Raw genomic sequence first — 214 nt, 5'->3', positions numbered from 1 at the left:
CCAGCCGGTCCGCCGGGTACTCCGGGTCCAGCGGCACGTACGCACCGCCCGCCTTCACGATCCCCAGGATCCCCACCACCATCTCCACGGAGCGCTCCACCGCGATGCCCACCAGCACTTCGGGGCCCACGCCCTTCGCCATCAGGTGATGTGCGAGGCGGTTCGCTCTTGCGTTGAGTTCGCCGTAGCTCAGGGTCTCTGCACCAAACACCAG

General features: G+C 67.8%; 1 protein-coding gene. It reads right to left on the bottom strand.

The annotated features are described in order from the left end of the window. Nucleotides 1-214: AMP-binding protein (locus tag HMPREF2984_RS09260; protein WP_142350460.1), on the bottom strand; the 214-nt coding region annotated here is incomplete at both ends.

The organism is Streptococcus sp. HMSC066E07, from assembly GCF_001814695.1.
Taxonomy (GTDB): domain Bacteria; phylum Bacillota; class Bacilli; order Lactobacillales; family Streptococcaceae; genus Streptococcus; species Streptococcus hominis.
Note: the sequence above shows the minus strand (reverse complement) of the source record. Positions and strands in the feature narration are given on the sequence as shown.